The following is a 23,554-nucleotide window of genomic DNA, read 5'->3' as shown; positions in this document are numbered from 1 at the left end:
TCCTTGGCTGAAGCCCGCTCGCGCGCCGCGCGGCCAGGCTGGAATGGCGGCATTATGGCTCAGGCGCCCTGGCGGGCGCTCCAGCCATTGTTAGCAGATTTTTCCCCGAACGGTTCCCAGCGCCGGCGGATGCGGTGTTTATAATGCGCCGCCGCCTCGACCTGGCAGTCGCGCAGCGCCCCTCCTCCGCCCCTCTGCCGCCATGGCATGGACGCGGGCCAGGGCGCTCACGGCCAAGTCGACTCAATTGATTCGCGCGCGCCGTGCCGCCGGCATGGCCGCCCTGTGGGTAGCTTTTTTATGGACAGCATCAACAACCGCATCGCCGAAGAACTGGGCGTGCGCCCGCAACAGGTCGCCGCCGCCGTGGCCCTGCTCGACGAAGGTTCCACCGTGCCCTTTATCGCCCGTTACCGCAAAGAGGTGACCGGCAGCCTCGACGACACCCAGCTGCGCCACCTGGAAGAGCGCCTGCGCTACCTGCGCGAACTGGACGAGCGCCGCCTGGCGATCCTCGCCAGCATCGAGGAACAGGGCAAGCTCACTCCAGAACTCAAGCGCGAGATCGCCCTGGCCGACACCAAGACGCGCCTGGAAGACCTGTATCTGCCGTACAAGCAGAAGCGCCGCACCAAGGGCCAGATCGCCCTGGAAGCCGGCCTCGGCGAGCTGGCCGATGCGCTGTTCGGCAACCCAGAGCTGAGCCCGGAAAGCGAAGCCGAACGCTTTATCGACGCCGACAAGGGCTTCGCCGATGTGAAGGCCGTGCTCGAGGGCGCCAAGTACATCCTGATGGAGCGCTTCGCCGAGGATGCGGGCCTGCTCGACAAGCTGCGCAGCTTCCTCAAGGACCACGCCACCCTCAGCGCCCGCCTGGTGCCGGGCAAGGAACACGAAGGGGCCAAGTTCAGCGACTACTTCGAGCACGACGAAGCGCTCAAGGGCGTGCCGTCGCACCGCGCGCTGGCGATCTTCCGCGGCCGCAACGAGGGCATCCTCAGCGCCAGCCTGAAGGTCGGCGAGGAGCTGCCGGGTACCCTGCACCCCTGCGAGCTGATGATCGGCGAGCGCTTCGGCATCAGCGCGCAAGGCCGCGCCGCCGACAAGTGGCTGGCCGAGGTGGTGCGCTGGACCTGGAAGGTCAAGCTGTACAACCACCTGGAAACCGACCTGCTCGGCGAGCTGCGCGAGAAGGCCGAGGACGAGGCCATCGCCGTGTTTGCGCGCAACCTGCACGACCTGCTGCTGGCCGCGCCGGCCGGCCCGCGCGCCACCCTGGCGCTCGACCCTGGCCTGCGCACCGGCTGCAAGGTGGCGGTGGTCGATGCCACCGGCAAGGTGCTGGACACCGCCACCGTCTACCCGCACGCGCCGCGCAACGACTGGGACGGCACCCTGGCGGTCCTCGCCAAGCTGTGCGCCAAGCATGGCGTCGACCTGATCTCGATCGGCAACGGCACCGCCAGCCGCGAGACCGACAAGCTGGCCGCCGAGCTGATCAAGAAGGTGCCGGGCCTCAAGCTGACCAAGGTGATGGTCTCCGAGGCCGGCGCCTCGGTGTACTCGGCCTCAGAGCTGGCCGCGCGCGAATTCCCCGATCTCGACGTGTCGCTGCGCGGCGCCGTGAGCATCGCCCGCCGCCTGCAGGACCCGCTGGCCGAGCTGGTGAAGATCGACCCGAAATCCATCGGCGTCGGCCAGTACCAGCACGACGTGTCGCAGCTCAAGCTGGCGCGCTCGCTCGATGCCGTGGTCGAGGACTGCGTGAACGCCGTCGGCGTGGATGTGAACACCGCCTCCGCCGCGCTGCTGGCGCGCATCTCCGGGCTGAATGCGACCCTGGCGCAGAATATCGTCGCCCATCGCGACCAGAACGGCGCGTTCAAGACCCGCGCCGAGCTGAAGAAGGTGCCGCGCCTGGGCGAGAAGACCTTCGAGCAGGCCGCCGGCTTCCTCCGCGTGATGAACGGCGACAACCCGCTGGACGCCTCCGCGGTGCACCCGGAAACCTACCCGCTGGTCGAGCGCATTGCCCAGGACACCGGCCGCGACATCCGCTCGCTGATCGGCGACTCGGGCTTTCTCAAGCGCCTCGACCCGGCCAAGTTCACCGACGAGCGCTTCGGCCTGGTCACCGTCGGCGACATCCTCAAGGAACTGGACAAGCCCGGCCGCGACCCGCGTCCGGAGTTCAAGACCGCCGAGTTCCAGGAAGGCGTGGAAACCCTCAAGGACCTCGAGCTGGGCATGGTGCTCGAGGGTGTGGTGACCAACGTCACCAACTTCGGCGCCTTCGTCGACATCGGCGTGCATCAGGACGGTCTGGTGCACATCAGCGCGCTGTCGGAGAAGTTCATCAAGGACCCGCACGAGGCGGTCAAGGCCGGCGACGTGGTCAAGGTCAAGGTGATGGAGGTGGATATCCCGCGCAACCGCATCGCCCTGTCCATGCGCATGGGCGATACCCCCGGCGAGAAGGTCGACGGCCAACGCGGCGGACAATCGCGCGCTGGCAACCGTGGCGGCAACGCGCCGCGCAGCGAGCGTCATTCCAGCCAGGACAAACCGGCCCCCGCCAGCGGCGGTATGGCCGCCCTGTTCGCCAACGCCAAGCAGTTGAAGAAATGAGCACGACCGACAAGGTCGGCGCCAGCAGCGCCTTTTCCCGCCTGCTCGGCCTGGAGATTCTCCAGGTCGGCGGCGGCGAGGCGCGTGTGCGCCTGAGCCTCACCGACGAGCTGCGCAACCTGCACGGCAAGCTGCACGGCGGCGCACTGTTCTCGCTGATCGACACCGCCATGGGCCAGGCCAGCCACAGCCTCGGCGATGGCGGGCCGAGCAGCGTGACCCTGGAGTGCAAGATCAACTACATCCGCCCGGTGTCCGAAGGCAGCGTGCTGTGCCACGCTAAGGTGCTGCACGCCGGGCGCCGTACCCAGGTGGTGGAAGCGGAAGTGCTGCAGGGCGACAAGCTGGTCGCCAAGGCACAAGGCACCTTCGCCTGCGTGTAATCGGCGCCGCTCGGGCTGGTCTAACCTGGGTAACCGTTCGCCCCTTGCAGAGTGCCGGGGCGATCCCCATATTGTGGCGACTGCCCAGTTAGGAAGTGCATCTTGAGCGACCTTCTCTCCCGCCGCCTGGCCCTGCTCGGCGAGCCGGCCCACCTGTCCCTGCTGGGCCAGTGCCTGCACGGCATCGAACGCGAATGCCTGCGCATCGACCAGGACGGCCAGCTGGCCCTGACCCCGCATCCGCAGGGGCTGGGCTCGGCGCTGACCCATGCGCAGATCACCACCGACTATTCCGAATCGCTGCTGGAATTCATCACCGGCACCGCCACCGACCCGGCGGCCACCCTCGACGAGCTGGAACGCATCCACCGCTTCGCCTACGCCAAGCTGGGCGACGAGCTGCTGTGGAGCCCGTCGATGCCCTGCGCCTTGCCGGATGAAGAAACTATCCCTATCGCCCGCTACGGCAGCTCCAATATCGGCCGGCTCAAGTACGTCTACCGCAAGGGCCTGGCGCTGCGCTACGGCAAGACCATGCAGTGCATCGCCGGCATTCACTACAACTTCTCCCTGCCCGAGGGCCTGTGGCAGCTGCAGCAGCAGGCCGAAGGCGACACGCAGAGCGCGCGCGACTACCAGTCGGCGCGCTATATCGCGCTGATCCGCAACTTCCGCCGCTACAGCTGGCTCTTGATGTACCTGTTCGGTGCCTCGCCGGCGCTGGACAAGGGCTTCATGCGCGGCCGCCCGCACCAGTTGCAGGAACTGGACGCCAGCACCCTGTACCTGCCCCATGCCACCAGCCTGCGCATGAGCGATCTGGGCTACCAGAGCAGCGCCCAGTCCGGCCTGACCCCCTGCTACAACGACCTGGCCAGCTACACCGACAGCCTGCGCCTGGCCGTGGCCACGCCCTATCCGGCCTATGTCGAGGCCGGCATCAAACGCGACGGCGAGTGGCTGCAGCTGAACACCAACATCCTGCAGATCGAGAACGAGTACTACTCCAGCATCCGCCCCAAGCGCGTCACCCGCAGCGGCGAACGGCCGATCCAGGCGCTGATGAGCCGCGGCGTGCAGTACGTGGAAGTGCGCTGCCTGGACATCAACCCCTACCTGCCGCTGGGCATTGACCTCAGCGAATCGCGCTTTATCGACGCCTTCCTGCTGTTCTGCGCGCTGGCGGACAGCCCGCTGCTGGAAGGCGGCGAGTGCCGCAGCTGCACCGACAACTTCCTCAAGGTGGTCAAGGAAGGCCGCCGTCCCGGCCTGCACCTGCAGCGTGACGGCCGCCCGGTGGAACTCAAGACCTGGGCCCTGGAGCTGATCGAGCAGATCCGCCCGCTGGCCGAGCTGCTCGACCGCAGCCAGGGCGGCGCGGCGCACGGCGAGGCCCTGGCGGCGCAACAGGCCAAGGTCGAGGACGCCGACCTGACGCCCTCGGCGCAGGTGCTGGCGGCGCTGCGCCAGGGCACCAGCTTCGCCGACTTCGCCCTGCAGCAGAGCCGGCGCCACGCCGAGTACCTGCGCAGCCGGCCGCTCGACACCGAGCAGCAGGCCGCCTTCGAGCAGGCCGCGCAGCGCTCGCTGGCCGAACAGGCCGAGCTGGAAGCCCAGCCGCAAGGCGACTTCGATGCCTTCGTCGCCGCCTACCAGGCCAGTATCCTGGCCCTGGCGGTGTAAGGGGGCTACCCAGCCCCCTGCAAATCGACGGCCGCACGCCCTGTGGGGCGGGCCGCAGCCCACCGCTTGCGCCCCTGACGCCCCACTCCGCGGGAGCAACGGCCGCTGGCCGGCGCCGAGCAAGATTCGTCGACTGCATCACAAAGGCCGCCAACGGAGCAAAAGCCGGGATGGGCGGCCGCGTCGCGGCGCGCCCGGGCGGCTAGCATGGCGGGTAACGGATGCAGACGAGCAGCGCCCATGGCCGACGACGCCACGCCGCAATGGAGCCTGGAGAGCCTGACCAAGGCCTACCAGCAAGGCTATATGGCCGGCCTCACCGGCCAGGCCAAAGACCGCCAACCCTACCCCGACGAAGTCCCCGCCGCGGCCTGGGAGGCCGGCTGGGACGACGGCTTCGAGCAGCTGCGCCTGCAGCAGCACAGCGCCTGACGTTCTGCACGCATCGTGGGAGGGGCTTTAGCCGCGACCGGTCAACCAAGTCGCGGCTAAAGCCATTCCCAGCGCATTCGCCCCTCTACAAGGTCTTCTCGAACACCTTGGAATTGCGCTGGTAGTTGTACAGCGAGGCGCGCGCCGCCGGCATGCGTTCGACGCTGCTCGGCTCGAAGCCGCGCTCGCGGAACCAGTGGGCAGTGCGCGTGGTGAGCACGAACAGGGTCTTGAGCCCCTGCGCCCGCGCCCGCGCCTCGATCCGCGCCAGCAGCTCGTCGCCGCGGCCGCCGTGGCGATAATCCGGGTTGACCGCCAAACAGGCCAGCTCGCCGCAGTCGGAGTCGGCCAGCGGATAGAGCGCGGCGCAGGCGATGATCAGCCCCTCGCGCTCGACGACGCTGAACTGCTCGATCTCGCGCTCCAGCACCTCGCGCGAACGGCGCACCAGGATGCCCTGCTCCTCCAGCGGGCTGATCAGCTCGATCAGCCCGCCGACGTCCTCGATGGTCGCCTCGCGCAACGACTCGAACTGCTCCTGGGCCACCAGGGTGCCGTTGCCGGTGCGGGTGAACAGCTCGCTGAGCAACGCGCCGTCGGTGGCGTAGCTGACGATATGGCTGCGCTTGACGCCGCCACGGCAGGCCTCGGCCGCGGCATCGAGCAGCTCGCCCTGGTAGTTGCTGCCCAGGCGCGCCAGGTGCGCCGGCACCTGCTGCGGGCGCAATTCGCGCACCAGCTGACCGTGCTCGTCGAGCAGGCCGTCCTCGGCGCCGAACAGCAGCAGCTTGTCCGCCCCCAGGTCGATGGCGGCGCGGGTGGCAACGTCTTCGCAGGCCAGGTTGAAGATTTCCCCGGTGGGCGAGTAGCCGAGCGGCGACAGCAGCACGATGCTGCGCTCGTCGAGCTGGCGGTTGATGCCCTTGCGGTCGATGCGGCGCACCTCGCCGGTGTGGTGGTAATCCACGCCGTCGAGCACGCCGATCGGCCGCGCGGTGACGAAGTTGCCGCTGGTCAGGCGCAGGCGCGAGCCCTGCATCGGCGAGGCGGCCATGTCCATCGACAGGCGCGCCTCGATGGCGATGCGCAGCTGGCCGACGGCGTCGATCACGCACTCCAGGGTCGGCCCGTCGGTGATGCGCAGGTCGCGGTGATAATGCGGGGTCAGCCCGCGGGCGGCCAGGCGCGCCTCGATCTGCGGGCGCGAGCCGTGCACCAGCACCAGGCGCACGCCGAGGCTGTGCAGCAGCACCAGGTCGTGGACGATATTGGCGAAGTTCGGGTGGGCGATGCCCTCGCCGGGCAGCATGACCACGAAGGTGCAGTCGCGGTGGGCGTTGATGTAGGGCGAAGCGTGGCGTAACCAGTTGACGTAGTCGTGCATGAAAGATCCGTGTGAGCGTCGAGACAGGGGGCGGGTCAAGCCGCCATGGCAGGTTCGAAGGCTTCTCTCATCGTCGCAGCACGTCTTCGCTCCGACTCAGGCAATAGTGTTGGATCAGTTGGCGCAGCAGCTGCACGGTCGGCTCGATCCGCGCCAGTTCCAGGTGCTCGCCGGGCTGGTGGGCGCAGTCGATGTCGCCGGGGCCGAGCACCAGGGTCTCGCAGCCCAGCTGCTGCAGATAAGGCGCCTCGGTGCCGAACCCCACCGCCTGCGCCGCGTGCCCGGTGAGGCGTTCGGCCAGACGCACCAGTTCGGCGTCGGCGGCCTGCTCGAACGGCGGCACCGCCGGGAACAGCGGGCCGTAGTCGATGCGCACCTGGTGCTTGAGCGCCAACGGCTGCAGCTTGCCGCGAATCGCCGCGCGCAGCTGCTCCGGGTCCATCCCCGGCAGCGGGCGCAGGTCGAACTCCAGCGCGCACTGGCCGCAGATGCGGTTGGGGTTGTCGCCGCCATGGATGCAGCCGAGGTTCAGGGTCGGTTGCGGCACGCCGAACTGCGGGTTGTTGAACTCGCGCTGCCACTGCGCGCGCAGGCCGCGCAGCTCGCCCATGACGTCCTGCATCGCCTCCAGCGCGCTATGGCCGAGACTGGGGTCGGAGGAATGGCCGCTCTGGCCGAGGATATCGATGCGCTCCATCATCACCCCCTTGTGCAGGCGGATGGGCTTGAGGCCGGTCGGCTCGCCGATCACCGCGGCGCGCCCCAGCGGCCGCCCAGCCTCGGCCAGGGCGCGGGCGCCGGCCATCGAGCTTTCTTCGTCGCAGGTGGCGAGAATCAGCAGCGGTTGCTGGAAGGGCCGATCGAGCAAGGGCCGCACGGCCTCGATGGCCAGGGCGAAGAAGCCCTTCATGTCGCAACTGCCGAGGCCGACCCAGCGTCCGTCGACCTCGGTCAGCTTGAGCGGGTCGCTCTGCCACAGGGCGGCGTCGAACGGCACGGTGTCGCTGTGGCCGGCCAGCACCAGGCCGCCGGGGCCGCTGCCGTAGCTGGCCAGCAGGTTGAACTTGCCGGGGGCGATCTGCTGGGTTTCGCAGGCGAAGCCGAGGTCGCCGAGCCAGGCGGCGAGCAGCTCGATCACCGGCCGGTTGCTCTGATCCCAGTGCGGCTGGGTGCAGCTCACCGACGGCGCGGCGATCAGCGCGGCGAATTGCTCTTGGAAGGACGGCAGCGGCATCGGTGCTCTCCTTGGACGGTGTCCCAATCATAGGGGCATCGTCGGCCAGGGGCACCTCTAAAAACTACCTGCGTTGTCATCGCTGCGTTGAAAGCAGGCTCAGAATGCTCATTTACAGCTCGTAAACCCGAATGCGGGCCCAGTGCGTTCTTCGCCTGCTTTCGCCTTGCGCTGACTGCCTCGCCTACGTTTTTAGAGGCCCCCTAACGGGAACCGTCAGACGCCGCCGAATAGCCCGCGCAGGATAAAGAAGAACAGGATCGACAGCGCCGCACCCACCGGCAGCGTGATGATCCAGGACAGGAAGATCTTGCCGATCATGCCCAGGTTCAGCGCACCGATACCGCGCGCCAGGCCGACGCCGAGAATGGCGCCGACTAGGGTGTGGGTGGTGGACACCGGCAGGCCCAGGCCGGAGGCGCTGACCACGGTGGTGGCGGCGGCCAGCTCGGCGGCGAAACCGCGGCTGGGGGTCAGCTCGGTGATTTCCTTGCCGATGGTGGCGATCACCTTGTAGCCGTAGGTGGCCAGGCCGACCACGATGCCCACCGCGCCGAGCAGCAGAATCCAGCCCGGCACCAGAGACTTCTCGCCGACGGCCAGGTCGCCGCCGCTCTGGATCACGCCGACGATGGCCGCCAGCGGACCGACCGCGTTGGCCACGTCGTTGGAGCCGTGGGCGAAGGCCATGGCGCAGGCGGTGAAGATCATCAGCACGGCGAACACCTTCTCCACGCTGGCGAAGTGGAAGGCCTTGTCGGCTTCGGCGTCGACATGAATGCGGCTGAGCAGGGCGATGCCGAGCAGCATGACGGCAGCGCCGATGCCCAGCGAGAGCATGAAGCCTTCACTGCTGGAGAGGTTCAGGCCGACGTGCTTGAGGCCCTTGGTCATGGTCATCAGCGAGATCATGAAACCGGTGAGGAACATGTACAGCGGCACATAGCGCTTGGCATTGAGGAAGGGGTTGTCGGTGTCGATGATCAGCTTCTGCACGCTGACGAACAGGCAGAAGGAGATGATCCCGGCGAGCAGCGGGGTGACCACCCAGCTGGCGACGATGGGGCCGACGCCGCTCCAGTGCACCGCATCCACCGACACGCCGACCGCGGCGAAACCGATCACCGCGCCGACGATGGTATGGGTGGTGGATACCGGCCAGCCCTTGGTCGAGGCCACCAGCAGCCAGCTGCCGGCCGCCAGCAACGCCGACATCATGCCCAGCACCATCAGGTTGGGGCTGATCAGCGAAGCATCGACGATGCCGTTCTTGATGGTTTCGGTGACTTCGCCGCCGGCCAGGTAGGCGCCGCAGAACTCGAAGACCATGGCGATGATGATCGCCTGTTTGATAGTCAGTGCGCGCGAGCCAACGGATGTACCCATAGCATTGGCTACATCGTTGGCCCCAACACCCCAGGCCATGAAAAAACCGAAAAGGCAGGCAAGAACGAGCAGAATCAGCCCGTAGTCCGCAATCAGAGACATAAGTTAGTTTTCCGTAGATCCCAGAAAGGACACTGGCGCTTAGCGCGCCAGCAGTTGTTCCAGTCGGTTGCCCACACGTTGGGCGCGGTCGGCGACATCGCCGATCCAGTCGATGATCTGATAGAGGAACATTACATCGACCGGGGGAAGGTCCTTCTCCAGCTTGAACAGGTTGCGGCGCACCTCGATCTGCAGGCGATCGGTGTCCTGCTCGATCACGCCCAGCTCCTCGATCAGGGTCTCCACCAGCACCGCCTCGCGGCCGGCGAAGCCGGTTTCCAGCAGCTCGTCCAGCTCGTTCATCGCCTTCAGCGCCTGGGCGCTGGCATCCACGCTGCGCTGCACGTAGGTGCGCATCAACGGCTGCAGCGCCTGCGGAATGGCCATCTGGCGGCCGAGCATCAGCCCGGCGATGTCCTTGGCACGGTTGGCGACTTTGTCCTGTACACTGAGCAGCTCCAGCAGGTCCGAGCGCGGCACCGGCAGGAACAGACTCTTGGGCAGGTGCAGGCGCACGCTTTTCTTCAGCTTGTCGGCCTCGTGCTCGAGCCGGGACATCTCCTGTTGCACCTGTTCCACCCGATCCCAGTCCTCGGCCATCACGGCCTCGAAGAAGGGCACCAGGTTCGCCGCGCACTCATTGGCCTTGGCGATATGCTGTTGCATGGGGCCGATGGGTGAACGACCGAACAGGCTGACAAAGGGATTGATAGGCATAGGGTAAGCCCCCGTTTTGAGAAGGCGGCAAGTATAGGGATCGCCTTCGTCTATCGCCAGCGCGCGTCATCGGACTGTCATATTTTCATACAAGGCACCTCGCTTCCGACCATGGTCAAAGAAACCGAAATCAAACTGCGCGCCAGCCGTGCCACCCTGGCCGCCCTGCGCGAACACCCGCTGCTGAAGAAGCGCAACAAGAGCGGCTGGCAGCGCGCCGAGTTGTTCAACCAGTACTACGACACCCCGGCCCGCGAGCTGGCCGGGGCCCGCGTCGCGCTGCGCCTGCGCCGCGACGGCGAGCAATATATCCAGACCCTGAAGACCCGCGGCCAGAGCGTCGCCGGCCTGTCCGAACGCAACGAATGGGACTGGTACCTGGCCAAACCCAAGCTGGACCTGAAGAAGCTCGATGACAGCTGCTGGCCGGCCAGCCTGGCCGAGTTGGACAAGAAGACCCTGCAGCCGCTGTTCACCACCGATTTCGTTCGCGAGAAGGCCAAGATCGCCTGGGGCCGCGGCAAGGCCAAGGTGGTCATCGAGGCCGCCCTGGACCTGGGCAAGGTGATCGCTGGCGAGGGCGAGGAAGAAATCTGCGAGCTGGAGCTGGAACTGCGCCAGGGCGAACCGACGGCGCTGCTGGAGCTGGCCTGCGAACTGGCCGCCGAGCTGCCGCTGATGCCCTGCGACATCAGCAAGGCCGAGCGTGGCTACCGTCTGTTCGACGCCGGCAGCTACAGCCTGAGTCTGCCGGCGCCGCAGCCGAGCGCCGAGACAACCCTGGACGATGCCTTTGCCGCCCTCGCCTGGCACCTGCTCGGCGCCAGCCAGCGCCTGGCCGAGCAATACCGCTTCAACGGACACTGGAGCCTGCTGCAGGACTGGCTGCAGCAACTGGTCGACCTGCGCGCGCTGCTCGCCAGCCTCGGCCAGGCCGCGCCGCGCGCCAGCTCGCGGGAACTGCGCGAGCAGCTCGACGCCCTGCTGGCCGACTGGCGCCCGCGCCTGGCCGCCGGCCAGCTGGACGACAGCATGCGGCGCAACGCCCCGGCGCTGTTCGCCGCCGAGCTGGACGGCTGCCGCTGGGGCCTGCTGTCGCTGCAGCTGTCGCACTGGCTGCTGAACCGCGGCTGGACCGCCGCGCGCAACAACCGCGGCAACCGCCAGGGCGGCGCGGCGCTGGGCAACTGGCTGCCGACCCTGCTCGCCGAGGAAGGCGCGGCGCTGCAACTGCGCCGCTACCAGCAGCAACCGGAAGACCTGGCCGAGCAGCTGCCGCGCCTGGAGCGCCTGCTGGTCTGGCTGCGCCTGGCCCGCGGCGTGCTCGAGGTGGCCGAGGTCGACCGCCTGTACGGCGAGCTGAACAAGTTCCAGCTGCTGGCCCAGCAGCCGCTCGACGACGAGCAGCGCCAGCTGCGCGCCAGCCAGGCGCAGATCCTGCAAAGCCTGAAGCCCTGGAAGGCGCTGGTGAAGTAAGCCGCGGATCGCATCCGGGCCGCCTCCGGGCGCCCGGATCAGGCGGCCGCGCAGCGCCGCCTAAGCCAACGGCAAGCTGGTGGTGGACTTGATCTCCGACAGGGCGACGATGGAGTTGACCTCCTGGATGCCCGGCACCAGCGACAGCTTCTCGAAGAAGAAGCGCTCGTAGGCCTCGATGTCGCGGGTGACGATACGCAGCATGAAGTCCACCGCGCCCATCAGCACGTGACACTCCAGCACCTCGGGAAACTCGCGCATGGCCTCGGCGAACTCGGTGAGGTTGGAGCGGCCGTGGGCGTTGAGCTTGACCTGGGCGAACACCTGGGTGTGCAGGCCGACCTTCTTGCGCTCGAGCAGGGTCACCTGGCGGCGGATCACCCCCTCCTCCTTGAGCCGCTGGATGCGCCGCCAGCAGGGCGATTGCGACAGGCCGACGCGCTCGGCGATCTCGGCGGTGGAGAGGCCGGCGTCCTCCTGCAGCAGGGCGAGAATGCGCTGGTCGTAAACATCCAGGGCGACGGACATAAAAATTCCTCGATAACGGCAGTCAACGGCAAGACTATCCACAAAATCCGGGTTTTCACAGAAATCCAGGCAGAACTTTCGCCGCGCGAAGGGCGAAACTGGAGCAAATCCACCGCGAGATGCCGCCATGCCCGACGCCACGCCCTTCCCCGCTCCGCACAGCCGCCGCGATCCCTGGCAGGATCGCCCCGAGTCGGCCGTCGAATACCGCCTGCGCACCGAGGCCGAGGCCGACGTGCTGTGTCGCCTGCTCGGCCTGTTCGCCCAGTTGCAGCTGCTGCCGCAACAGCTGCAGGTGCAGCGCCAGGACGGCGACCTGCAGGTGCGGCTGCAGCTGCAAGGTCTGTCGCTGCATCGCGCCAGGGTGCTGGCGGAGAAACTGCGCGGCCTGGTGTGCGTCTGGCAGGTCGACTGGCGGCAGCTGGATCACAGCCCGGAGCAGGCGGCGCTGCGCACTGGGTAATGGGTCACGCCGGGGCCTTAGCCCCGTCCGCGCTTTTCGGGCATCCTAGCGGCTACGCTTGTTCAGGCCGAACCACCGAGGAGCCCGCATGTCCGCCTTCGCCACCACCGCCCAAGACCGCGTACTGGATCTCGGCGACCTGCTGCGCGAGCTGGTCGCCCAGGGCCGGGTCGGTCAGGACGCGGCCGAGCAGTGCCTGGCGATTCGCCGCAGTTCGCTGAACCACCAGCAGCACCCACTGGAGTTTCTCGCCGCGCAGCAGGTCGACGACCTCAGCCGCCCGGGCAAGAAGCTCGACCTGGAGAGCCTCACCGTCTGGCTGGCACAGTTCGTCGGCCAGCCCTACCTGCGCATCGACCCGCTGAAGATCGACGTGCCGGCCATCACCCCGCTGATGTCCTACGCCTTCGCCCAACGGCACAAGATTCTAGCCGTGGCGGTGGATGCCGAGAGCGTGACCATCGCCAGCAGCCAGCCGCTGGTGCACAGCTGGGAAGCCAACCTGGTGCACGTGCTCAAGCGCCCGATCAAGCGGGTGGTGGCCAACCCGGCGGACATCCAGCGCTTTACCGTGGAGTTCTACCGCCTGGCCCGCTCGGTCAGCGGCGCCACCTCGGTGGATCAGAAGATCAGCGGCGTCGGCAACTTCGAGCAACTGCTCAGCCTCGGCGCCCAGGACCAGGAGCCGGACGCCAACGACGCGCATATCGTCAATATCGTCGACTGGCTGTTCCAGTACGCCTTCCAGCAGCGTGCCAGCGATATCCATATCGAGCCGCGCCGCGAACAGGGCAGCGTGCGCTTTCGCATCGACGGCGTGCTGCACACCGTCTACCAGTTCCCGCCGCAGGTGACCATGGCGGTGGTCAGCCGCCTCAAGTCCCTCGGGCGGATGAACGTGGCGGAGAAACGCAAGCCGCAGGACGGCCGGGTCAAGACCAAGACCCCGGACGGCGGCGAGGTGGAGCTGCGCCTGTCGACCCTGCCCACTGCCTTCGGCGAGAAGATGGTGATGCGTATCTTCGACCCCGAGGTGCTGCTGAAAAGCCCGGACCAGCTGGGTTTCTCCGCCGACGACCTGCGCCGCTGGGAGAGCATGACCCGCCAGCCCAACGGCATCATCCTGGTCACCGGGCCGACCGGCTCGGGCAAGACCACCACGCTGTACACCACGCTCAAGCAGCTGGCCACCGCCGAGGTCAACGTCTGCACCATCGAGGACCCGATCGAGATGATCGAGGGCGCCTTCAACCAGATGCAGGTGCAACACAATATCGACCTGACCTTCGCCAGCGGCGTGCGCGCGCTGATGCGCCAGGACCCAGACATCATCATGGTCGGCGAGATCCGCGACCTGGAGACCGCGGAAATGGCGATCCAGGCGGCGCTCACCGGCCACCTGGTGCTGTCGACCCTGCACACCAACGACGCGCCGAGCGCCATCAGCCGCCTGCTCGAACTGGGCGTGCCGCACTACCTGCTCAAGGCCACCGTGCTCGGCGTCATGGCCCAGCGCCTGGTGCGCACCCTGTGCCCGCACTGCAAGGCGCCGCTGCAACTGGATGAGGACGGCTGGCAGAGCCTGACCAAACCCTGGAGCGCGCCCCTGCCGACCAGCGCGCAGCAGGCCGTGGGCTGCCTGGAATGCCGCGACACCGGCTACCGCGGCCGCGCCGGGGTGTACGAGATCATGCTGCTCAACGATGCGATCAAGCCGCTGATCACTGCCGACACCGACCTCGTCGCCCTGCGCCGCGCGGCGTTCAAGGAAGGCATGCGCAGCCTGCGCCTGTCCGGCGCGCAGAAGGTCGCCGCCGGCCTGACCACCATCGAGGAAGTGCTGCGGGTGACCCCGCAGAGCGAGCAGAAGTGACGCATCCGGGGCGCAACGCTCGGCTGGCGGCTCGATACCGCCGTTTGCGGCGGCTTGAACGGGTGCATGGCCTGCGCTTAGCCCAACGGGCGATGCTCGACGTAACGCCGAAACCGGGCTAGGCAGGGGTGCTGGCGGACGCCGGGCGGAGTGCTGCGCACTCCCCGTTGGGCTTCGCTACGCTCAGCGCCAACCTACCCCTCGCCGGCGCGGCTCAATGCCGCCATCTGCTGCGGCTTGCACGCCAGGTAGGCCGAGCCCGCCAGCCAGCGCGGGTCGGAATGCCAGGCGAAGAGGAACTGGCCGCCCTTGAGCTGATCGACCACCAGCCGCGCCACCTCGCGGCGCACCGCCGGACAACCCAGGCTGCGGCCGATGCGGCCATGCTGTTGCACCCAGCGCGGGTTCACGTAGTCGGCGCCGTGGATGACGATCGCGCGTTCGCGCGCCAGGTCGTTGAGGCCGGGCTCCAGGCCATCCATGCGCAGCGAATAGCCATGCTTGCCGCGGTAGCTCTCGGCGGTGCGGAACAGGCCGAGGCTGGTCTGGTGGCTGCCCAGGTCGTTGGAGAAGGCCTCGGCGAAGTTCTCCCCGGAGCGCCGGCCATGGGCGACGAAGTCGCGCAGCAGCAGGCGCTTGCGCTGCAGGTCGAAGATCCACAGGCGGCGCTCGGTCGACGGCCGCGAATAGTCGATCACCGCCAGGCGCCGGGCATCGCCGGCCCCATGGTTGACCGCGCACTGCATGGCCGCCAGGGCGTGGCGCAGCGCCTGCGGCTCGAGCCCGGGAGCCTGCCGCGCCAGCTCGGCGAACAGCCCATCCTGCGCCGCGCTCGCCCACAGCGGCGCACCGAGCAACCACAAACCCGCCAACCAGCACCGGCCGATACGTCCAAACATCTGCGTAATCACCTCTGCGCACAGACTCCGGGACGTCCTGTCGCTGAATCCCATGGCGGCCCGCCTATACTGGACGCGCGGCGCCGACCCGGGTAGCGCCTTTTCTGAGCCAAGGACTGGAGCAGTATGTTGTTCAAAAAACGTGCATCTTACCTGAGCGGCCTGCTGCTCACCCTGCCACTGGTCGCCGCCACGGATGCCGCCACCAGCGCCGACCTGCGCCCGTTGCTGGAGCAGCTGCCGCAGCACTGCGCGCCCTTACCGACAAATCTAGACGATAACGCGCGCCAGCAACTGCGCGACTTCTACGCCCAGCGCGAGAACCAGCCGGCCTGGGCCGACGCCAGCCGGCGCCGCCAGCTCGCGGCGCAGCTCGCCGACCTCGCCGACGACGGCCTGGAGCCCGACGAATACGCCCTGCCCGCGTACGACGGCCCGTGCAGCGAGCTGCTGCACAGCCACAGCTACCTGCAGGCGCTGCTCCATCTGCGTCGCGGGCGCCTGCCGCCGCCGCCTCAGGAAAGCCTGTGGCATTCGCCCGCCAACCCGCTGCCGGACCTGCGCCTGGCCACCCTGTCGCTCGCCCTGCTGCACCTACAGGCACCGGCCGAGGCCTTCGCCGCGGCGCGCCCGGACGGCATCGCCTACCGCCGCCTGCGCGCCGCCTACGCCGAATTGCGCCAGCGGCCGCTGGCCGACTGGCAGCCCCTGGCCGACGGCCCCCTACTCAAGGCGCAGCACCGCGATGCACGGGTGCCGGGGCTGCGCGAACGCCTGCGCGCCGAGGGCTACCTGAGCGTGACGACGGTTGCCGGCGAAGCCTTCGACCCGGCCACGGTCCTGGCCCTGCAGGCCTTCCAGGACGACCACGGGTTGAATCCCGATGGCATCCTCGGCCCGGCCAGCCTGGCCGAACTGAACGTCGCCGCGCCGATGCGCCGCGCCCAGCTGCGCATCAACCTGGAGCGCCTGCGCTGGCTGGCCGACGACCTGGCCGCGACCGAGGTGCTGATCAACGTCGCCGCCGCCGAGCTGCTGGTGCTGCGCCAGCAACGGGTGCTGTGGCGCACCCGCACCCAGGTCGGCCGCGCCGGCCGCGAAACGCCGCTGCTGGCCTCGCGCATCCAGCGTCTGACGCTCAACCCGACCTGGACGGTGCCGCCGACCATCCTGCGCGAGGACAAGCTGCCGGCGATCCGCGACGACCTCGCCTACCTCGCCCAGCAGGAGCTCAGCGTGCTCGATCGCGACGGCCAGCCGCTCGACCCGGAGCTGGTGGACTGGGACAACCCCGGCGCCATCGTCCTGCGCCAGGCCGCCGGCACGCGCAACCCGCTGGGCCGGGTGGCGCTGCGCTTCGCCAACCCCTTCGCGGTGTACCTGCACGACACCCCCAGCCAGCGCCTGTTCGACAAGTCGCCGCGGGTGTTCAGCTCCGGCTGCGTGCGCGTCGAGGCGGTGGGCACCCTGCTGGCCTGGCTGCTCCGGCCGCAGGAGCTGGAGCCGGTGCAGCAGCGCATCGCCAGCGGCAAGACCCAGGAATACCGCCTGCAGCAGCCCGTGCCGCTGCTGATCGCCTACTGGACGGTGGAGGCGCGCAGCGACGGCACCCTGCGCTACGCCCCCGACATCTATGCCCGCGACGCCCAGCTGATCGCCGCCCTGGCCCGCGCGCAAGGCCTGAGCGCTGCATCTCAGCCCGATATGCAGCGCGCCATCGCCGCCGGGCAGTGAGAAGGGGTCGGCGGCAATTGGCCAGCGGCTATGCTTAGATGCCGACAAGGCCGTTCGTCACGTCGCGACGGTCAACTGCACGCACGCAAGAGGGAGATCGCTTTATGGAAATCGGTGGCGTCCTGCTGCTGTTCGTCGGCCTGGCTCTGGCCATCGTCTACATGGGCTTCAAGGTGGTGCCGCAGGGCTCGGAGTGGACGGTGGAGCGCTTCGGCCGCTACACCACCACGCTCAAGCCCGGGCTCAACATCATAGTGCCGGTGATGGACCGCATCGGCCGCAGGCTCAACGTCATGGAAAGCGTGCTGGACATCCCGCCGCAGGAAGTGATCAGCGCCGACAACGCCATAGTGCAGATCGACGCGGTGTGCTTCTTCCAGGTGATCAACGCCGCCCAGGCCGCCTACGAGGTGAACAACCTGGAGCACGCCATCCGCAACCTGGTGATGACCAATATCCGCACCGTGCTCGGCTCCATGGAGCTGGACGCCATGCTCAGCCAGCGCGACGCGATCAACGAACGGCTGCTCAAGACGGTCGACGAAGCCACCGCGCCCTGGGGCATCAAGATCACCCGCATCGAGATCAAGGACATCAGCCCGCCCGCCGACCTGGTCGAAGCCATGGCCAGCCAGATGAAGGCCGAACGCCTCAAGCGCGCGCAGATCCTCGAGGCCGAGGGCTCGCGCTCGGCCGCCATCCTCACCGCCGAAGGCCACAAGCAGGCCGAGATCCTGCGTGCCGAGGGCGAACGCCAGGCCGCCTTCCTCGAGGCCGAGGCGCGCGAACGGGCGGCCCAGGCCGAAGCCGAGGCGACCCGCGTGGTGTCCCAGGCCATCGCCAGCGGCAACGTGCAGGCGGTCAACTACTTCGTCGCGCAGAAGTACATCGAAGCGCTCGGCCAGCTGGCGGCGGCCGACAACAGCAAGGTGGTGCTGATGCCGCTGGAGGCCAGCCAGGTGATCGGCGCGGTCGGCGGCATCGGCGAAATCGTCAAGGCCACTTTCGGTGCCGGCGGCCCAGGCGAGAAGCAGGGCTGACGTCATGATCTATTACCTGCAACACCTATCGTTCTGGGACTGGCTGGCACTGGCCACCGTCCTGCTGATCCTCGAAGTCTTCGGCGCCGGCGGCTACCTGCTGTGGATCGGCCTGGCCGCCGCCTGCGTCGGCGTGCTCACCTACCTGTTTCCGGAGCTGCCCTGGGTCTGGCAATTCTTCCTGTTCGGCCTGCTGGCGATCCTCACCGCCGTGCTCTGGTGGCGCCGCCAGCGCAGCGCCACGCGCCCCAGCGACCAGCCGGGGCTGAACCAGCGCGGCAGCGAACTGCTCGGCCGTCGTTTCGCCCTGCACGAGGCGATAGTCGGCGGCCGCGGCAAGATCAAGGCCGGCGACAGCCTGTGGCTGGTCAGCGGCCCCGACCTGCCGGCCGGCAGCTCGGTCAAGGTGGTGGCCCAGGATGGCGTGATTCTGCGGGTCGAACGCGACGCATGAGCGAGGTGCGCCTGGCGCCGCTGCCGGCGGCGCAGGCCGACGCGACCCTGGCGCTGCTCGATGCGGCCTTCGCCGACGACCCGAGCCTAGGCTGGTACCTGATGCGCGAGCGCCCCGGCTTCGGCGCTAGACGCCGCGCGTACCTGCAGGCCTACCTGGCGTTTCATCGTGACAATCGCCTACCGGTTCTCGCCGCCTGGCGCGGCTCGGTGCTGTGCGGCCTGAGCCTCTTTGATCTGGCCCAGACACCCAGCAGCGATAGCGTGCATGAGCTGGGCCGACGCATCGCCGACACCTGCGGTGCGGACTGCCTGGCGCGTCTGGATCGCCTGCTCGCCGCCTTCGACCAGCAACTGCCGGAGGGTTGCGCCCGCCTGGAGTTTCTCGCCGTGGCCCCGCACAGCCAGGGACAGGGCCTCGGCGGCGCCCTGCTGCAGGCGACGCTGCAAGCGATGGCCGCCGCCGGCTGCAGCGCCGCAGCCCTGGAAACCGGCGTCGAACGCAACCTGGCGCTGTACCGGCGCCATGGCTTCGAGCTGCTGGGTCGCGCGGATTCCGACGCGCTGCGCCAGTACAGCCTGTGGCGACCAACCATCGCTCAGGTGGAACCCGGGGCAGCCACCGGTACTCCTATCAGGTGAGTAAACCCACAGGAGTACCACCCCATGCGTGTATCGAGCCGAGCAGCCCTGGCATTGGCCGCCTGCCTGATCGCCCAAACCGCCGCAGCCGACAGCCTGCTGCGCGACATCCTTTCCTCCGGGGCGACCACCGCCTCCACCTACCTGACCTTCAAGGACAAGAAGCTGGTCGTCGCCGCCGAGGAAGACGCCAGCAGCTTCGTCGCCAGCGCCGGCGAGATACGCGGCCCGCACCTGGAGGCGGCGCTGCAGCGGCTACGCAGTGAAAACCCCGAGCTGCAGGGCGCCGACGATATGGAACTGGCCAGCGCCATTCTCGCCGCCTCGGCCGGCCCGCTCGAGGCCAGCGACGCCCGCTAAGCCCAACGCGCGCATAAAAAATGCCCGCATCCGGAAGGATGCGGGCATTTTTCTTATCGCGCTCGGGACGACAGGCCTGATGAGCCTGTCGAACCTCCGTCGGCTGATTACATCAGCGGCAGGGTGTAGCTGACGATCAGACGGTTCTCGTCGATGTCGTTGGCGAAGTTCGAACGCACACTCGCATTGCGCCAGCGTACGCCGAGGTTCTTCAGCGCGCCTTCCTGGAACACGTACATCAGCTCGGTGTTGCGCTCCCACTCGCGGCCTTCGGATACGCCAGCACCGCGGTCGACGTTGTCGCCGGTCAGGTAGCGGGTCATGAAGGTCAGGCCCGGGATGCCGATGGAGGCAAAGTTGAAGTCGTAGCGCGCCTGCCAGGACTTCTCGTCCTTGTTGGCGAAGTCGCTGATCTGCACGTAGTTGACCAGGAACGGGTCGGTACCGTTGATGTAGGCGAAGCCGGTGTCGCCGCTCATCTTCTGGTAGCCCAGGCCGAAGGCGTGGCCGTCCAGGCCGTAGGTGACCATGGCGCCGAAGGCATTGTTGTCGACGTTGCTGCGGTTGCCGTCGTCGGTGGAACGGGCATAGCGGACGTCGGTCTTCAGGCTCTGCTTGTCGCCCAGCGGCAGCACGTGCACGGCGTTGAAGGAGTGCTGCTTGTACAGCTCGTCCAGGTTGGAATAGTAGTAACCGGCGGTCAGGTCATTGGTCAGCTTGTAGGTGCCGCCGATAAAGTCGAACGAATCGGCGGTGGCGCCGCCAGAAGTGGCGATGCCGCGACGGCCGCCGCTGGTGATGGCGATATCTTCGTAGTCGCCGGAGTCACGATGGTTCACCTCGCGCACGTGCGCGGCTTCCAGCATCAGGCCGTCGATTTCCTGGGATACCAGGTGACCGGCTTCGAACACCTGCGGCAGCAGGCGGGCGTCGCTGGAGGCGATGGCGGCGTTCTTGAACTGCATCTGGCCGACACGCAGGGTGCTGTTGGAAATCTTGGCCTTGGCCGCTACGGCCAGATCCGAGTAGTTGTCCTGCGAACCGCCCGAGGAACGATCCGGGACCAGCAGACCGCTGCCGGCGGTGCCGTCGCCGGAATCCAGCTTGAAGCCGAACATGCCGATGGCGTCGGCGCCGAAGCCCACGGTGCCCTCGGTGAAGCCGGAGTTCATGCGCAGGATAAAGCCCTGGGCCCACTCTTCGGACTTGGAACGAGTGGGGGTTGGCGTATCGTTGTGCCCCTGACGGAAATCACGGTTGAAGTAGAAATTGCGGGCTTCCAGGCTGACCTTGGTGTCGCCGATCAAATCGGCAGAGGCCACTTGGCTCAGGCCCAGGGTGCTGGCGGCTACGGCCAGTGCCAGGGAGGTCTTTCTCATTATGTTTCTCTCCAGTGTGTTTAAGGTGACGCATCGCCCGAACACCGACTTCGGCACGAAGAGGCAGGCTCGGGACGAATCAGGCGAACGCAGGCGCGCGCGGGCACGGCAGGGCCCTCGCTGGCGCGGGTGCGTGGCAAACTCAGGAAGAACGGGACAACGGCGGACGCAACGGGGCCAACGGACGGGAACGGGCAGGACGACTCATGGGAGGGCTCTCGCGTCGTTGTTATTGTGCGCCGGCATCCGGGCCGGCATCTTGACGTGAGTTCAGGCAGATAGCGTGCCAGCTCTTCCAGAGCGCCGTGCAACGCCTCTAGAACGGGAGGTTAACGCTTTTTGGCAGGGGCGTTACCGCTCTATTACGCTACGCGACCGGCAATTTTCCGCTTATGCGACGCGTCGCTCAGGCGGAAAATCGCCAACGCCTCAACCCAGCACGATCTGGTTCTTGCCCTGGCGCTTGGCCAGGTACATGGCCGCGTCGGCACGGGCGTACAGCGCCTCCAGGTTGGCGTCGGCGGCGCGCAGGCTGGTCAGCCCCTGGCTGACGGTGATGCCGAAGCTTGCGCCGTCGTGCTGGAAGTTCAGGCGCTGCACCTCGCGCTGCAGACGCTCGGCCACCTGCAGGGCGATATCCGGCTCGCAGCCGGGGAACAGCGCAGCGAACTCCTCGCCGCCGATGCGGCCGAACAGGTCGCCACGGCGCAACGCGTTGGCACCGCACTGGGCCAGGCGCTGCAGCACCTGGTCGCCGAGCTGGTGACCGTACTGGTCGTTGATCTTCTTGAAGTCGTCGAGGTCGAGCAGGAGGAAGGCCAGCGGGCTGCCGTACTGCCGCGCATGCTCGAACTCGCGGCGGGCGCACTCGAAAAAGTGCCGGCGGTTGCTGCTCTGGGTCAGCACATCGGTGGTGGCCAGGCGATGCAGCTCGCCCTCCAGGCGTTTCTTCTCAGTGATGTCCTCGGCGATACCGACTATCACCTTGCCCTGAGCCGAGCCGGGCCGCGGGCTGACGAAGCACTTGTCGCTGAGCCAGCGCAGCTGGCCGTCGGCGCGGATGATGCGGTACTCGCGAAACTCCACCGCACCGGTTTCCAGCACCTTGGCCAGGCTTTCCGCGGCGTACTCCACATCGTCGGGGTAGATGCTGTTGCGCCACTCGCCGTAATCGGCCAGCAGCAGCGCGGCGGAGCGGCCGAAGATGCGCTCGTAGGCCGGGCTGACGTAGATCACCCGTTGTTCGTCCCAGTCGAACGCCCAGAGCGCGGCGTTGACGCTGCCCAGCAGGCTGCTGAACAGCTGCTCGCGCTCGCGCAGGCGCTCCACCTCGGCCCGGCTGTGCAGCAGGGCCAGGGTCAGTTCTTCCAACTCGGAAACGGCGTTGCCTTGATCGTCCATTACAGCGGCCATCCAATCCCTCGCATCAGCATTGCAATGAGCATAGTGCGAGCTGTTGGACAAACACAAAGGCCCGCCGTTCGGCGGGCCTTTGCAGGAAACGCGCGGCGATCAGGCAGCGGTTGCGGCAGGGCGCAGCGAGTAGGTCTTGAGCTGCTCGGCGAACTCGCGCAGCGACTGGATGCCGCTGGCCTCGGCCTCGTGCACCCACTGCTTCATCGCCTCGAGCATGTCGTGGCCGTTGCTGCTGGTCTTGACCCAGATCTGTTGCAGCGCCAGGCGCTTCTCGTAGATCACCTTGAGCGCCTGGCTCTGCGCCAGCAGCTCGCTGATGCGTGCCTGGTGCTGCTCTTCCAGCAGGCTCGGCTCGCGCGACAGCAGGCGCTTGGCGCGGCGGAACAGGTGGCGCACCGACTCGTCGGCCTTGGCCACTTCCTGCTTGACCAGCGGCGCGATCACCAGCTTGCGGTACTGCGCCATGATCTGGAAGCGGTTGTTGAGGATGGCCATGGCGGTGTCCATGTCCAGGCTGCGCTTGCCCTCGACCCGGTGGGCGATGGGCGCGACGCGCTGCACCTGGGCCAGGCCGAGGAAGCTGAACAGCTTGATCCAGGCCCAGCCCATGTCGAATTCCCACTTCTTCACCGACAGTTTGGCGCTGTTGGGGTAGGTGTGGTGGTTGTTGTGCAGCTCCTCGCCGCCGATCAGGATGCCCCAGGGCACCAAGTTGGTGGCGGCGTCGCGGCACTCGAAATTGCGGTAGCCGACGGCATGGCCGAGGCCATTGATGACGCCGGCGGCCCACACCGGAATCCACATCATCTGGATCGCCCAGACGGTGATGCCGAGCACGCCGAACAGGGCCAGGTCGATGATCGCCATCAGCGTCACGCCGCCAATCGGATAGCGGCTATAAACATTGCGTTCGATCCAGTCATCCGGGCAGTTCTTGCCGTAGATGCGCAGGGTTTCCTGGTTCTTCGCCTCTTCCTGATAGAGTTCGGCGCCCTTGCGCAGCACGGTGCCCAGGCCCTTGACCACCGGGCTGTGGGGGTCGTCGACGGTTTCGCACTTGGCGTGGTGCTTGCGGTGGATGGCGGTCCACTCGCGGGTGTTCTGGCCAGTGGTCAGCCACAGCCAGAAGCGGAAGAAATGCTTGAGCGCCGGGTGCAGTTCCAGTGCACGGTGCGCGGAGTAGCGGTGCAGATAGACGGTGACGCTGACGATGGTCACGTGCGTCATCAGCAGGGTCGCAGCCACCAGCTGCCAGACCGACAGGTCGAGTAAACCGTTGTACCACATGGACACTGTTGCCTCTTGAAAGGAAAACGCGGCCTGTCCTACAAGGACGAGCCTG

General features: G+C 67.5%; 21 protein-coding genes. 12 read left to right on the top strand and 9 right to left on the bottom strand.

Going from position 1 to position 23,554, the window contains the following annotated elements:
- Positions 1–300: 300 nt before the first annotated feature.
- The 4 genes from EA796_RS15940 (at position 301) to rmf (ending at position 5,126) form a co-directional block, all read left to right on the top strand.
- On the top strand, positions 301–2,628 hold the full coding sequence (locus tag EA796_RS15940; protein WP_122109309.1) for a Tex family protein: 2,328 nt from the start codon (positions 301–303) through the stop codon (positions 2,626–2,628).
- Positions 2,625–3,011, top strand: coding sequence for a PaaI family thioesterase (locus tag EA796_RS15935; RefSeq protein ID WP_021443581.1), 387 nt, complete (start codon positions 2,625–2,627; stop codon positions 3,009–3,011). The genes EA796_RS15940 and EA796_RS15935 overlap by 4 nt, the downstream gene beginning before the upstream one ends.
- 102 nt (positions 3,012–3,113) lie before the next feature.
- Positions 3,114–4,694, top strand: coding sequence for a glutamate--cysteine ligase (gene gshA / locus EA796_RS15930; protein WP_122109308.1), 1,581 nt, complete (start codon positions 3,114–3,116; stop codon positions 4,692–4,694).
- Positions 4,695–4,934: 240 nt separating this feature from the next.
- Positions 4,935–5,126, top strand: a complete 192-nt coding sequence (gene rmf / locus EA796_RS15925; protein ID WP_021444802.1) for a ribosome modulation factor — start codon at positions 4,935–4,937, stop codon at positions 5,124–5,126.
- 85 nt (positions 5,127–5,211) lie between these two features.
- On the opposite strand, the gene argA is transcribed toward rmf, so the two are convergent.
- From argA to EA796_RS15900, 4 genes are all read right to left on the bottom strand, one after another.
- Entirely contained in the window at positions 5,212–6,510 is a 1,299-nt protein-coding gene (gene argA, locus EA796_RS15920) for an amino-acid N-acetyltransferase (protein WP_122109307.1), read from the bottom strand.
- 67 nt (positions 6,511–6,577) lie between these two features.
- Positions 6,578–7,744, bottom strand: coding sequence for an acetylornithine deacetylase (argE, locus tag EA796_RS15915; protein WP_122109306.1), 1,167 nt, complete (start codon positions 7,742–7,744; stop codon positions 6,578–6,580).
- A 216-nt stretch (positions 7,745–7,960) separates the two neighbouring features.
- The gene (locus EA796_RS15905; protein WP_031303133.1) at positions 7,961–9,232 is read right to left on the bottom strand and encodes an inorganic phosphate transporter; all 1,272 of its coding nucleotides are present in this window, start codon (positions 9,230–9,232) and stop codon (positions 7,961–7,963) included.
- 39 nt (positions 9,233–9,271) lie between these two features.
- Positions 9,272–9,949: a TIGR00153 family protein gene (locus EA796_RS15900; RefSeq protein WP_031303132.1), complete on the bottom strand. Its 678-nt coding sequence runs from the start codon at positions 9,947–9,949 to the stop codon at positions 9,272–9,274.
- A 111-nt stretch (positions 9,950–10,060) separates the two neighbouring features.
- Here EA796_RS15900 and EA796_RS15895 point away from each other — a divergent pair, with 111 nt between their 5' ends.
- A complete protein-coding gene (locus EA796_RS15895; protein ID WP_122109305.1) occupies positions 10,061–11,425 on the top strand; it encodes an inorganic triphosphatase in 1,365 nt (454 codons plus the stop codon).
- A 60-nt stretch (positions 11,426–11,485) separates the two neighbouring features.
- Here the strand turns inward: EA796_RS15895 and EA796_RS15890 are convergent, their stop codons facing one another.
- Entirely contained in the window at positions 11,486–11,953 is a 468-nt protein-coding gene (locus EA796_RS15890) for an Lrp/AsnC family transcriptional regulator (RefSeq protein ID WP_021444163.1), read from the bottom strand.
- A gap of 127 nt (positions 11,954–12,080) precedes the next feature.
- Here EA796_RS15890 and EA796_RS15885 point away from each other — a divergent pair, with 127 nt between their 5' ends.
- Positions 12,081–12,416: a hypothetical protein gene (locus EA796_RS15885; RefSeq protein ID WP_122109304.1), complete on the top strand. Its 336-nt coding sequence runs from the start codon at positions 12,081–12,083 to the stop codon at positions 12,414–12,416.
- An 88-nt stretch (positions 12,417–12,504) separates the two neighbouring features.
- Positions 12,505–14,289 (top strand): GspE/PulE family protein, encoded by a 1,785-nt coding sequence (locus EA796_RS15880; protein ID WP_122109303.1) that lies wholly within the window; start codon positions 12,505–12,507, stop codon positions 14,287–14,289.
- Positions 14,290–14,483: 194 nt separating this feature from the next.
- Here EA796_RS15880 and EA796_RS15875 read toward each other — a convergent pair whose 3' ends face one another.
- Positions 14,484–15,188, bottom strand: coding sequence for a murein L,D-transpeptidase catalytic domain family protein (locus EA796_RS15875; RefSeq protein ID WP_122109302.1), 705 nt, complete (start codon positions 15,186–15,188; stop codon positions 14,484–14,486).
- A 129-nt stretch (positions 15,189–15,317) separates the two neighbouring features.
- Between EA796_RS15875 and EA796_RS15870 the strand changes: the two genes are divergently transcribed.
- The 5 genes from EA796_RS15870 to EA796_RS15850 all read left to right on the top strand — a co-directional run bounded on the left by EA796_RS15870 (position 15,318) and on the right by EA796_RS15850 (position 19,417).
- Entirely contained in the window at positions 15,318–16,922 is a 1,605-nt protein-coding gene (locus tag EA796_RS15870) for a murein L,D-transpeptidase (protein WP_122109390.1), read from the top strand.
- A 104-nt stretch (positions 16,923–17,026) separates the two neighbouring features.
- The gene (locus tag EA796_RS15865; RefSeq protein ID WP_021444759.1) at positions 17,027–17,962 is read left to right on the top strand and encodes an SPFH domain-containing protein; all 936 of its coding nucleotides are present in this window, start codon (positions 17,027–17,029) and stop codon (positions 17,960–17,962) included.
- Positions 17,963–17,966: 4 nt separating this feature from the next.
- Positions 17,967–18,416, top strand: coding sequence for an NfeD family protein (locus EA796_RS15860; RefSeq protein ID WP_021444760.1), 450 nt, complete (start codon positions 17,967–17,969; stop codon positions 18,414–18,416).
- Complete coding sequence (locus EA796_RS15855) at positions 18,413–19,057, top strand: N-acetyltransferase (RefSeq protein WP_122109301.1); 645 nt, start codon at positions 18,413–18,415, stop codon at positions 19,055–19,057. Before EA796_RS15860 ends, EA796_RS15855 begins: the two co-directional genes overlap by 4 nt.
- A gap of 24 nt (positions 19,058–19,081) precedes the next feature.
- Complete coding sequence (locus tag EA796_RS15850) at positions 19,082–19,417, top strand: DUF2388 domain-containing protein (protein WP_031302941.1); 336 nt, start codon at positions 19,082–19,084, stop codon at positions 19,415–19,417.
- Between the two features lie 107 nt (positions 19,418–19,524).
- Here the strand turns inward: EA796_RS15850 and EA796_RS15845 are convergent, their stop codons facing one another.
- The 3 genes from EA796_RS15845 to desA form a co-directional block, all read right to left on the bottom strand.
- Positions 19,525–20,796 (bottom strand): OprD family porin, encoded by a 1,272-nt coding sequence (locus tag EA796_RS15845; protein WP_122109300.1) that lies wholly within the window; start codon positions 20,794–20,796, stop codon positions 19,525–19,527.
- Positions 20,797–21,225: 429 nt separating this feature from the next.
- Positions 21,226–22,197, bottom strand: a complete 972-nt coding sequence (locus EA796_RS15840; RefSeq protein ID WP_122109299.1) for a sensor domain-containing diguanylate cyclase — start codon at positions 22,195–22,197, stop codon at positions 21,226–21,228.
- Positions 22,198–22,308: 111 nt separating this feature from the next.
- Positions 22,309–23,499, bottom strand: coding sequence for a delta-9 fatty acid desaturase DesA (desA, locus tag EA796_RS15835; RefSeq protein WP_021443335.1), 1,191 nt, complete (start codon positions 23,497–23,499; stop codon positions 22,309–22,311).
- Positions 23,500–23,554: the final 55 nt, after the last annotated feature.

Origin of the sequence: Pseudomonas sp. AOB-7 (assembly GCF_003696305.1) — a bacterium.
Taxonomy (GTDB): Bacteria; Pseudomonadota; Gammaproteobacteria; order Pseudomonadales; family Pseudomonadaceae; genus Aquipseudomonas.
Note: the sequence above shows the minus strand (reverse complement) of the source record. Positions and strands in the feature narration are given on the sequence as shown.

Coding starts and splice junctions, on each gene's coding strand:
- argE (WP_122109306.1), bottom strand. CDS start 7,744: ATGCCGCTGCCGTCCTTCCAAGAGCAATTCGCCGCGCTGATCGCCGCG.
- argA (WP_122109307.1), bottom strand. CDS start 6,510: ATGCACGACTACGTCAACTGGTTACGCCACGCTTCGCCCTACATCAAC.
- EA796_RS15895 (WP_122109305.1), top strand. CDS start 10,061: ATGGTCAAAGAAACCGAAATCAAACTGCGCGCCAGCCGTGCCACCCTG.
- EA796_RS15865 (WP_021444759.1), top strand. CDS start 17,027: ATGGAAATCGGTGGCGTCCTGCTGCTGTTCGTCGGCCTGGCTCTGGCC.
- EA796_RS15940 (WP_122109309.1), top strand. CDS start 301: ATGGACAGCATCAACAACCGCATCGCCGAAGAACTGGGCGTGCGCCCG.
- EA796_RS15935 (WP_021443581.1), top strand. CDS start 2,625: ATGAGCACGACCGACAAGGTCGGCGCCAGCAGCGCCTTTTCCCGCCTG.
- EA796_RS15850 (WP_031302941.1), top strand. CDS start 19,082: ATGCGTGTATCGAGCCGAGCAGCCCTGGCATTGGCCGCCTGCCTGATC.
- EA796_RS15900 (WP_031303132.1), bottom strand. CDS start 9,949: ATGCCTATCAATCCCTTTGTCAGCCTGTTCGGTCGTTCACCCATCGGC.
- EA796_RS15855 (WP_122109301.1), top strand. CDS start 18,413: ATGAGCGAGGTGCGCCTGGCGCCGCTGCCGGCGGCGCAGGCCGACGCG.
- desA (WP_021443335.1), bottom strand. CDS start 23,499: ATGTGGTACAACGGTTTACTCGACCTGTCGGTCTGGCAGCTGGTGGCT.
- EA796_RS15860 (WP_021444760.1), top strand. CDS start 17,967: ATGATCTATTACCTGCAACACCTATCGTTCTGGGACTGGCTGGCACTG.
- EA796_RS15905 (WP_031303133.1), bottom strand. CDS start 9,232: ATGTCTCTGATTGCGGACTACGGGCTGATTCTGCTCGTTCTTGCCTGC.
- EA796_RS15845 (WP_122109300.1), bottom strand. CDS start 20,796: ATGAGAAAGACCTCCCTGGCACTGGCCGTAGCCGCCAGCACCCTGGGC.
- EA796_RS15840 (WP_122109299.1), bottom strand. CDS start 22,197: ATGGACGATCAAGGCAACGCCGTTTCCGAGTTGGAAGAACTGACCCTG.
- EA796_RS15880 (WP_122109303.1), top strand. CDS start 12,505: ATGTCCGCCTTCGCCACCACCGCCCAAGACCGCGTACTGGATCTCGGC.
- rmf (WP_021444802.1), top strand. CDS start 4,935: ATGGCCGACGACGCCACGCCGCAATGGAGCCTGGAGAGCCTGACCAAG.
- EA796_RS15890 (WP_021444163.1), bottom strand. CDS start 11,953: ATGTCCGTCGCCCTGGATGTTTACGACCAGCGCATTCTCGCCCTGCTG.
- EA796_RS15885 (WP_122109304.1), top strand. CDS start 12,081: ATGCCCGACGCCACGCCCTTCCCCGCTCCGCACAGCCGCCGCGATCCC.
- EA796_RS15875 (WP_122109302.1), bottom strand. CDS start 15,188: ATGTTTGGACGTATCGGCCGGTGCTGGTTGGCGGGTTTGTGGTTGCTC.